We start from the raw sequence: 10520 nt of genomic DNA on the forward strand, positions 1-10520 counted from the left end.
GATGGGCATCTGCGGCAAAATCGCCCAATGAACGCCCTTAACGTTGCTGAATACACGCACACCCTCGGATTCCAGGCAAAAACGGCCTCAGCGCTGATGGCCAAAGCGCCAGCAGCTATCAAAAACAAAGCATTGAAGGCCCTGGCCCGCCTGCTGCGCGAGAACGTGGATGCGCTGCAGGTGGACAACGCCCGCGATCTGGAGCGCGCCCGCGCCGCAGGCTTGGCCGAGCCGATGGTCGACCGCCTGAAACTCAGCCCCAAGGTGCTGGAAACCTGCGCCGAAGGCTGTGAGCAGCTGGCCGCCATGCCCGACATCATTGGCGAGATCCTGGGCATGAAACAGCAGCCCAGCGGCATCCGCGTGGGCCAGATGCGCGTGCCGATCGGCGTGTTCGGCATGATCTACGAGAGCCGGCCCAACGTGACCATCGAGGCCGCGTCGCTGTCCATCAAGAGCGGCAATGCTTGCATCCTGCGGGGCGGCTCGGAGGCCATCGACTCCAACAAGGCGCTGGCCAAGCTGGTGCAGCAGGCGCTGGCCGAGGCGGGCCTTCCGCAGGACGCGGTGCAACTGGTGCAGACCACCGACCGCGAGGCCGTGGGCCAGCTCATCACCATGCCGCAGTTCGTGGACGTGATCATTCCGCGCGGCGGCAAGGGGCTGATCGAGCGCATAAGCCGCGATGCCAAGGTGCCCGTGATCAAGCACCTGGACGGCAACTGCCACACGTACGTGGACGACCCCTGCGACATCGCCATGGCGGTGAAGGTGGCCGACAACGCGAAGACGAACAAGTACAGCCCCTGCAACGCGAGCGAAGGCCTGTTGGTGGCGCGTGGTGTGGCGGCGGAATTTCTGCCGAAGATTGGCGCCGTCTATGCCGCCAAGGGCGTGGAGATGCGCGGCTGCCCCGAGTCGCTGGCGATCCTGCAGTCGGTGCCCAGCGCCCAACTGGTGCCTGCCACCGAGCAGGACTGGAGCGAGGAATACCTGGCCCCGATCATCAGCGTGAAGATCGTGGCCGGTGTGGACGAAGCCATCGTCCACATCAACCACTACTCCAGCCACCACACCGACGCCATCCTCACCACCAACCACGTGCACGCCCAGCGGTTCCTGCGCGAGGTGGATTCGGCCAGCGTGATGGTGAACGCGAGCACGCGGTTCGCCGATGGCTTCGAGTACGGGCTGGGCGCCGAGATCGGCATCAGCACCGACAAGTTTCATGCGCGCGGCCCCGTGGGACTGGAAGGCCTGACCTCGCTGAAGTACGTGGTGCTGGGCGACGGTGAAGTGCGGGCTTGATTTGCTCCTAATTCAATAGCTTCTGGCGTCTATCAATAAAGCGCTAGCAGCCAATTTGGCATGAAAATCATCATCCTCGGAGCGGGTCGCGTCGGTCAGAGCGTGGCGGACAGCTTGGTGTCCGAACGCAACGACATCACCGTGATCGACACCGACGCCGCGCGGCTGCGCGACCTGGAGTCGCGCTTCGACTTGCGGGGCGTGGTGGGCAACGGCATCGAGCCAGCCGTGCTGGCCGAAGCGGGCGCACAGGACACGGATCTCCTGATCGCCTGCGCCGCCCAGGACGAGACCAACCTGGTGTGCTGCAAGATCGCGCAGCTGCTGTTCAACATTCCCAAGCGCATCGCGCGGGTGCGCTCCACCGGTTTCGAGTGCGAGGAGCGGTTGCTGGGCCCCGACGGTTTTGGCGTGGACCGCATCATCTGCCCCGAGGAGTCGCTGACCCGCTACATCCGCAAGCTCATCGAGTACCCCGAGGCCATGCAGGTGCGTGAATTTGCCGGCGGCCGCGCCAGCCTGGCATCCGTGCGGGCGCGCGCGGGGGCGCCCATGGTCGGTCACACCATCGGGGCGCTGCGCGAGAGCGCCCCCGACATGGCCATGCGCATGGTGGCCATCTACCGGCGGTTTCCCGATGAGCCCGACCGCTTCATCGCCTGCGACGGCAGCACCCGCATCGAGCCAGGGGATGAGGTGTTTGTTCTGGCCGCCCATGAGCACATCGCCAATGTGCTGGCGGCCTTGCACCGCCCCGCCGCGCAGCAGCCCCAGCCCGTACGCCGCATCATGATTGCGGGCGGCGGCCGCGTGGGCCTGCGGCTGGCGCGCCAGCTCAGCCAGACGGGTGGGCGCTTTCACATCAAGATCATCGAAGACCACGCGGACCGCTGCGTGGAGCTGGCGTCGGCCTTGCCGTCCGACGTGCTGGTGCTGCAGGGCGACACCACCGACGAGGACCTGCTGGGTGACGAGGGCATCGAGGAGGTGGACCTGTTCCTTGCGCTCACCGACGACGACGAAGACAACATCATGTCCTGCCTGCTGGCCAAGCGCATGGGTGCGAGTCGGGTGCTCGCCCTCATCAACCGCCGCAGCTATGCCGACCTGATGCACGGCACGCAGATCGACATTGCGCTGTCGCCCGCGCAGGCCATGCTGGGTGAGCTGCTGGCCTATGTGCGCCAGGGCGACGTGCAGGCGGTGCACAGCCTGCGCCGGGGCGTGGCCGAGGCGCTGGAGATCGTGGCGCGCGGCGACCGCAAAAGCTCGCGCGTGGTGGGCCGCAAGGTGAGTGATCTGCAGTTGCCGCGCGATGTGCACATCGGCCTGATCGTGCGCGGGCTGCCGGACGCATTGGACGCCACAGGCGCCGCCACCGCCGGCCTGCGCGAGCCCGAGGTCATCATCCCGCGCAGCGCGACGGTGATCGAGAGCAATGACCACGTGGTGTTCTTCCTGCCCAACAAGCGGCTGGTGCGTGACGTGGAAAAACTCTTCCGCGTGAGCGCGACTTTCTTTTGATGCACCCCCCTGAGTCGCTTCGCGCCTTCCCCCCGCTCTCGCGGCGCTGCGCGCTGCGGGCAGGGGGACGCCGCCAGCGCGGCGGGGCGGCCCTTGCGCGGCGGCCCTCCCCTGGGCTGCGCCAGTATCGACGGCTGTATGCGATGTCGGCTGCCATGGACCAAGGGGGCCCGTCATGACGGACATGTTTCCCGTTCTGCGCGTGCTGGGCATTCTGGTGATGATCTTTTCCTTGTCCATGGGGCTGCCGCTGGCGGTGTCGCTGTGGACGCGCGACGGCGTCTGGCATGTGTACCCGCTGGCCATGGGCGCCACGCTGCTGGCGGGCGCATGGCTGTGGTGGCGGCTGCGGCTGTTTCGGCAAGAGCTGCAACCGCGCCATGGCGTGATGCTGGTCTCGCTGGTGTGGATGCTGCTGCCCCTGTCGGCCGCGTTGCCGCTGATGCTGGCGGGGCACCACACCGGGCATCCGCTGTCGTTCACGCACGCCTATTTCGAGGCGGTGTCGGGGCTCACCACCACCGGCTCCACCGTGCTCGCGGGCCTGGATGCCATGCCGGTTTCGGTGAATGTGTGGCGCACTTTCCTCCAGTGGATGGGCGGCATGGGCATCCTGATCCTGGCCGTGGCCGTGCTGCCCTTGCTGGGCGTGGGCGGCAGCCAGCTGTTCAAGGCCGAGGCGGCGGGGCCCTTGAAAGACACCAAGCTCACGCCGCGCATGACCGGCACGGCCAAGGGGCTGTGGGGGGTGTATGCGCTGTTTTCGGTGCTGTGTGGCCTGGCCTACTGGGCCGGGGGCATGGCGCCGCTGGATGCGCTGATGCACATGTTCACCACCGTGAGCCTGGGCGGGCTGTCGTCGCACGACCTGAGCTTTGGCTACTTCCAGTCGCCGCTGCTGGAGGCGATCTGCATCTTTTTCATGCTGGTGGCCAGCTGCAACTTTGCGCTGTACTTTGTGGCGTTTCGCAAGGGCCATTGGGGCGGTTTCTGGCGTGACCCGGAACTGCGCGCCACGCAGTTTGCGCTCATCGGCGGCGGGCTGGTGGTGGCGCTGCTGTTGTGGGCCAAGGGTGTGTATGCGCCGCTGGAGGCATTGCGCCACGGCATGTTCAACCTGGTGTCGCTGGCCACCACCACCGGCTATGCCACGGTGGACTACCTGGCCTGGCCGGTGTTCGCGCCCGTGTTCATGCTGCTGCTGTCGGGCGTGGCCACCAGTGCCGGGTCGACGGGCGGGGGGATCAAGATGGTGCGCATGCTCATCCTCGTCAAGCAGGCGCGCCGCGAGATGAATCGACTGGTGCACCCGCGTGCCGTGCAGCCCGTGCGGCTGGGCGACGCCGTGGTGGACAACCGCGTGATCTTTTCGGTGCTGGCCTTCATGCTGGTCTATGGCGGCACGGTCTTCGGGCTCAGCATGGTGATGCTGCTGACCGACTTGGACCCGGTGACGGCATTTTCGGTGGTGCTGGCTAGCGTGAACTGCGCGGGGCCGGGCCTGGGCAGCGTGGGGCCCGCGTCCAACTATGCGGTGCTGACCGATTTTCAGATCTGGGTGTGCACCTTGGGCATGCTGCTCGGGCGGCTGGAAATCCTGAGCTTCATGGCCCTGCTCACCCCGGCGTTCTGGCGGCGCTGAGCCCGGAGCCTCCGAAAAAGCGGGCGGTCGGACTTGCGAAGGCCCTGTCACGCCCCAACCCTACAATGGATTGCAATCGTTCCCGTCTCCTCTGAAGGCTCCCCATGGTTCCGCATCTCATCACGGCTCTGACCGGGCCGATCAACGAACTCGAACAGCGCGTTCTCGACTCGATGCCCGCCATCGAACGCTGGTTCCGGCTGGAGTGGATGGAGCACACGCCGCCGTTCTACACCTCCGTGGATATCCGCAATGCAGGTTTCAAGCTTGCGCCCGTGGACACCAACCTGTTCCCCGGCGGCTGGAACAACCTCACCAAGGAGATGCTGCCCCTGGCCGTGCAGGCTGCCATGGCCGCCATCGAGAAGATCTGCCCCGAGGCGCGCAACCTGCTGATCATTCCGGAAAACCACACGCGCAACACCTTCTACCTGGCCAATGTGGTGCAGCTGCAGCGCATCTTCAACATGGCGGGCCTGAACGTGCGCGTGGGCTCCATCAGTCCCGAGATCAAGAAGCCCACGCTGATCGAGCTGCCCAACGGCGACACCGTGACGCTGGAGCCCGTGGTGCGCACCAAGCGCCGCCTGGGCCTGAAGGACTTCGACCCCTGCACCATCCTGCTGAACAATGATCTGTCGGCCGGGCCGCCAGGCATCCTGGAAGACATCCACGAGCAGTACCTGCTGCCCCCGCTGCATGCGGGCTGGAGCGTGCGCCGAAAGAGCACCCACTTCAAGAACTACGAAGAGGTGGCCAAGCGCTTCGGCAAGATGCTGGGCATCGACCCCTGGCTCGTCAACCCCATGTACAGCCAGTGCGACGGCGTGGACTTTGCCGAGGACAAAGGCATGGACAAGCTGCAGACCACGGTGGATGCGCTGCTGACCAAGGTGCGCCGAAAGTACAAGGAATACGGCATCAACGAGAAGCCCTTCGTCATCGTCAAGGCCAACAACGGCACCTACGGCATGGGCATCATGACCGTGCGCGACGCCAAGGAACTGGACGCGGTCAACCGCAAGACCAAGAACAAGATGGCGGTCATCAAGGACGGCCAGCCGGTCACCGACCTCATCATCCAGGAAGGCGTGCTGACGCAGGAACGGGTGCACGAGGCCGTGGCCGAACCCGTGGTCTACATGATGGACCGCTACGTGGTGGGCGGCTTCTATCGCATGCACGCCGAGCGCGGCGTGGATGAGAACCTGAACGCCCCGGGCGCAAGTTTTGTGCCCCTTGCCTTCGAGCACAGCACCCATATGCCCCAGCCCGGCATGCGCCCCGGGGTGAGCGCGCCCAACCGCTTCTATATGTATGGCGTGGTGGCGCGCCTTGCGATGCTGGCGGCCAGCTACGAGCTGGAGGCCACCAACCCGGACGCTGAGGTGTACGACTGAATGGGAGTCCTCCGCTGAAGGGACAACACTCTTGCAGCGGGGTGGTTCTTGCTTGGCGTCTCTTTGTCTGATCGCACCAATTACATAGGCAAGGTGCGGCGTTTTGGGTGCCCAGAAATGTGCGACGCCGGGTAGGCCTGCCATGTCTATGCCCGGCTGCCAAGGGCAAGTTGTTGCGTTGCAACATGGAGAGATGCCCCCAGGCACTTGATCTGGCTCAGGCGCACAATAGCGTTCCCAAAAGTAACGGAACCCCGTCTGGCCCTGCGCCCGGGGGCGGTCAGTGCAAAGCTCCAAGTCATCGCTCGCAGCGCTCACGCTGGGCGCCATCGGTGTTGTGTATGGCGATATCGGCACCAGCGTGCTGTATGCCATCAAGGAGGTCTTCGGGTCCGGCCATGTGCCGTTCACTCCAGCCAATATCTACGGCATCCTCTCGATTTTCTTCTGGACGCTCACGGTCATTGTTTCGCTGAAGTACGTGGTGCTGGTGCTGCGCGCCGACAACCACGGCGAGGGCGGCCTCATCGCCATGCTGGCGCTGGCGTCGCAGGCGGTCAAAGACAAGCCCCGGCTGCGGGGCGTATTGCTGGCGGTGGGGATCTTCGGGACCTCCCTTTTTTATGGTGACGGCGTCATCACGCCCGCCATTTCGGTGCTGTCGGCGGTGGAAGGGCTGGAAGTGGTCTCTCCCCACTTCAAGCAGTATGTGATTCCCATCACCCTTGTCGTGCTGTTTTGCCTCTTTGCGGTCCAAAAGCGCGGGACGAGTGGCATTGGCAAGTTCTTCGGACCCATCACCCTGGTGTGGTTCGCCACGATTGCCTTGCTGGGGGTCTCCCACATCGTCGGCCACCCCGAGATCCTCTGGGCGCTGAGTCCACACCATGCGCTCGGTTTCATGTGGGCCCATCCGGGCACCAGCTTCATCATCCTGGGCGCGGTGGTGCTGTGCGTGACCGGAGCCGAAGCCCTCTATGCCGATCTGGGCCACTTTGGAAAGCGCCCCATCCGCCTGGCCTGGTTTGGCGTGGCAATGCCGGCGCTCACGCTGAACTACTTTGGCCAGGGGGCGCTGCTGCTGGCCGAGCCCGAGGCGGTCAAGAACCCGTTCTACATGATGGCACCCGACTGGGCGCTGGTCCCGCTGGTCATCATGGCGACCATGGCCACGGTGATCGCATCGCAGGCCCTCATCACCGGCGCGTTCAGCGTGACCAAGCAGGTCATCCAATTGGGCTATTTGCCGCGCCTGAACATCCAGCACACCAGCGTGCGAGATACGGGGCAGATTTACATACCGCTGGTCAATTGGGGGCTGTTTGCCGCCATCGTGCTGGCCGTGGTGATGTTCCGCTCGTCCAGCAATCTGGCCGCGGCCTATGGCATCGCCGTGACGCTGGACATGCTGATCACCACCACGCTGACGTTTTTCGTGATCCGTTATGGCTGGGGCTACCCGCTGGCGCTGTGCATCGCGGCCACGGGGTGTTTCTTCGTGGTGGACCTGGCGTTCTTCGCGTCCAACCTGCTCAAGCTGTTCCAGGGCGGCTGGTTCCCGCTGCTGATCGGCGGCATCGTGTTCTCTTTGATGATGACCTGGAAGGAAGGGCGCAGGCTGCTCAATGACAAGCTGCGTGCGGATGCCATCGACCTCAAGGACTTTCTGGAGTCGGTGTTCATCAGCCCCCCGACCCGGGTGGACGGAACGGCCGTTTTCCTCACCGCCGACGTGGGCGCCGTGCCCAATGCGCTGCTGCACAACCTCAAGCACAACAAGGTGCTCCACCAGCAGAACCTGTTCGTGACGGTCCACAACCATGAAACTCCCTGGATCGGGATGGACAAACGGCTGCAGGTCGAGCCGCTGGGCCACGATTGCTGGCAGGTCGTCATCCACTACGGCTTCAAGAACGACCCCGACGTGCCGCGTGCGCTGGAGTTGTTGCGGGGGCGGGGCTGCGAACTGGAGCCCATGACCACCAGCTATTTCCTCTCGCGCGATACGGTCATCCCCACCATGGGTGGTGGTATGGCCCCTTGGCGCGAGAAGCTGTTCGCCCAGATGCACCACAACGCGAGCGGCGCTGCGGACTTCCTGCACCTGCCCAACAACGCCGTGGTCGAACTCGGGTCCAAGATCGAGATCTGAGAGAGTTAGTGGCTTTTTGAGGCCTGGCGCTTGTATATAAAGCGTTGTTTGCTATTAAATATGTAGCAATTCGGATGTTTGCCTCGCGAGGCATGCACTGGGTGGCCTGCGGTGGCACGGTGCCAGAATCCCGCCCATGCAATTTTTCAAAGACTTGAGCCTGTCGGCGTTCACTGCGGGGTTCGTGGCAGTGCTGGTGGGCTTCACGAGCTCGGTGGCCATCGTGTTCCAGGCCGCACAGGCGTTTGGCGCCACCCCGGCTCAGGTCACATCCTGGATGTGGGCGCTGGGTCTGGGCATGGGCCTGTGCTCCTTGGTGCCTTCGCTCGTTCTGCGCCAGCCCGTCATGGTGGCCTGGTCCACGCCCGGTGCGGCCTTGCTGGCCACCGCCGGCCTGGCGGGTGGCTTCCACATGGGCGAAGCGGTGGGGGCTTTCATGGTCAGTGCTGCACTCATCATCCTGGTGGGCGTGACACGCTGGTTCGAGCGCGCGATGGGCCGCATCCCCATGGAGATCGCTGCCGCCTTGCTGGCCGGTGTGCTGGCGCGCTTTGGCCTGCAGGCATTTGCCGCTGCCCAGACGGCATTGCCGCTCGTGTTGACCATGTTGGTCGTGTACCTGTTCTCGCGCAAGTTCGCCGCACGCTATGCCGTGGTCATCACGCTGGCGGTGGCCGTGGTGTTCGTGGCCCTGCAAGGACAGATGGCATGGTCCGCCGTGCGCCTGGAGCTGGCCATGCCGGTATTCACGGCCCCTCAGTTCAGTCTTGCCGCCACCATCAGCCTGGCCATCCCCCTTTTTGTGGTCACGATGGCGTCGCAGAACCTGCCCGGGGTGGCTGTGATCCGCGCCTCGGGCTACGACCTTCCTGTCTCCCGCCTGATTACGCTGACGGGACTCGCCACCCTGGTCCTGGCGCCGTTTGGCGCCTTCGCGCTGAATTTCAGCGCTATCACCGCCGCGATGTGCATGGGCCCCGAGGCACATGAGGACCGCCGTCGGCGTTATGTGGCAGCTGTGTGCTGTGGTGCCTTGTATATAGCGATTGGGCTGTTCGGCGCGGTGATCACAGGTTTGCTGACGGCGTTTCCCAGGGAACTGGTGGTGGCGATCGCGGGGCTTGCCTTGCTGGGCACGATTGGCAATGGCCTAGCGGTGGCTCTGCGCGACGAGTCGCACCGTGAGGCGGCATTGGTTACGTTTCTGGTGACCCTCAGCGGGGTCGTGATCGCCGGAGTCGGATCGGCCTTCTGGGGCGTGGTCGCCGGCAGCTTTGCGCTATTTGTGCAACAGTACAGGCGTTCACCAGTGTGAGGCTCGTGGCGCCTTGCATGCGCCGCACCCAAATCTCTTTCTCTGTCCGCAAGTGATCTGCCATAGGCAGCGCCTGCGCACCTTTCTGACCCGACACCATGAAACTGCTCTTCATTGCCGATCCCCTGCAAAGCTTCAAGATCTACAAGGACACGACCTTCGCCATGATGCGCGAGGCCCAGCGGCGCGGACATACCCTGTCGGTGTGCGAGCCGCAACACATCACCTGGCAGCGTGGCAGCAAGGTGACGGCCCGCGTGTGCGACATCCAACTGACGGGAGACCCGGTGCAGTGGTACACCGCGCAGCCCGTGCACAGTGCGCCCCTGGCGGGGTTCGATGCGGTGCTGATGCGCAAGGACCCGCCTTTTGACAGCGAGTATTTCTATGCGACACATCTGCTGGAGCAGGCCGAGCGCGACGGCGCCCGTGTGTTCAACAAGCCCGGGGCGCTTCGCGATCATCCGGAAAAACTGGCGATCATGGAGTTCCCGGAATTCATCGGCCCTACCCTGGTGACACGGGATGCCGCAGACATCCAGCGTTTTCATGCGGAGCACGGGGACATCATTCTCAAGCCGCTCGACGGCATGGGCGGCATGGGAATCTTCCGCGTGGGCCCGGATGGGCTCAACTTGGGAAGCATCACCGAAACCCTGAACCGCCACGGCGCGCAGAGCGTCATGGTTCAAAAGTTCTTGCCTGAGATCACCCAAGGGGACAAGCGCGTTCTCATCATTGGCGGAAAACCGGTGTCCTTTTGCCTGGCGCGCATCCCACAAGGCAGTGAGGTGCGGGGCAATCTGGCTGCAGGGGGCAAGGGCGTGGCGAAACCGCTTTCGGCGCGGGACTGGGAGATCGGCAACGCACTGGGGCCAGTGCTGCAGGCGCGGGGCCTGCTGTTGGCAGGAGTGGATGTGATCGGCGACTGCGTCACCGAGATCAATGTCACCAGCCCAACCTGCTTTCAGGAGATCTTTGACCAGACGGGGTGCGATGTCGCTTCCTTGTTCATCGATGCCCTGGAGGCTGCAATGACAGCCTCTGCCCCATAGCCTTCTGGATTCTTGCAGCCAGATCTTTCTAACCCCTTAAAATTAGTGCTATAGTCGAGGGCTTCGCTACTGAGGCGGTTCTGCAGAAATGCAGGGAGCTGGTGGTTCGGGTGGTGATGAGGCT

7 protein-coding genes are annotated in these 10520 nt (G+C 64.2%); all 7 read left to right on the forward strand.

The features are described 5' to 3' along the window. The first annotated feature begins 27 nt into the window (after positions 1 to 27). Positions 28 to 1308: a glutamate-5-semialdehyde dehydrogenase gene (locus tag ASE39_RS13400; RefSeq protein ID WP_057271419.1), complete on the forward strand. Its 1281-nt coding sequence runs from the start codon at positions 28 to 30 to the stop codon at positions 1306 to 1308. Between the two features lie 60 nt (positions 1309 to 1368). Then, positions 1369 to 2832, forward strand: coding sequence for a Trk system potassium transporter TrkA (gene trkA, locus ASE39_RS13405; protein WP_057271420.1), 1464 nt, complete (start codon positions 1369 to 1371; stop codon positions 2830 to 2832). 175 nt (positions 2833 to 3007) lie between these two features. Next, a complete protein-coding gene (locus ASE39_RS13410; protein ID WP_057271421.1) occupies positions 3008 to 4474 on the forward strand; it encodes a potassium transporter TrkG in 1467 nt (488 codons plus the stop codon). A gap of 104 nt (positions 4475 to 4578) precedes the next feature. Continuing rightward, complete coding sequence (gene gshA / locus ASE39_RS13415; protein WP_010464212.1) at positions 4579 to 5874, forward strand: glutamate--cysteine ligase; 1296 nt, start codon at positions 4579 to 4581, stop codon at positions 5872 to 5874. A 283-nt stretch (positions 5875 to 6157) separates the two neighbouring features. Then, positions 6158 to 8026 (forward strand): potassium transporter Kup, encoded by a 1869-nt coding sequence (locus tag ASE39_RS13420; protein ID WP_010464210.1) that lies wholly within the window; start codon positions 6158 to 6160, stop codon positions 8024 to 8026. 136 nt (positions 8027 to 8162) lie between these two features. Further along, a complete protein-coding gene (locus ASE39_RS13425; protein ID WP_057271422.1) occupies positions 8163 to 9341 on the forward strand; it encodes a benzoate/H(+) symporter BenE family transporter in 1179 nt (392 codons plus the stop codon). A 98-nt stretch (positions 9342 to 9439) separates the two neighbouring features. Further along, on the forward strand, positions 9440 to 10396 hold the full coding sequence (gene gshB, locus ASE39_RS13430) for a glutathione synthase (protein WP_057271423.1): 957 nt from the start codon (positions 9440 to 9442) through the stop codon (positions 10394 to 10396). Positions 10397 to 10520: the final 124 nt, after the last annotated feature.

Source organism: Acidovorax sp. Root267, assembly GCF_001429215.1.
Classification (GTDB): Bacteria; Pseudomonadota; Gammaproteobacteria; order Burkholderiales; family Burkholderiaceae_C; genus Acidovorax; species Acidovorax radicis.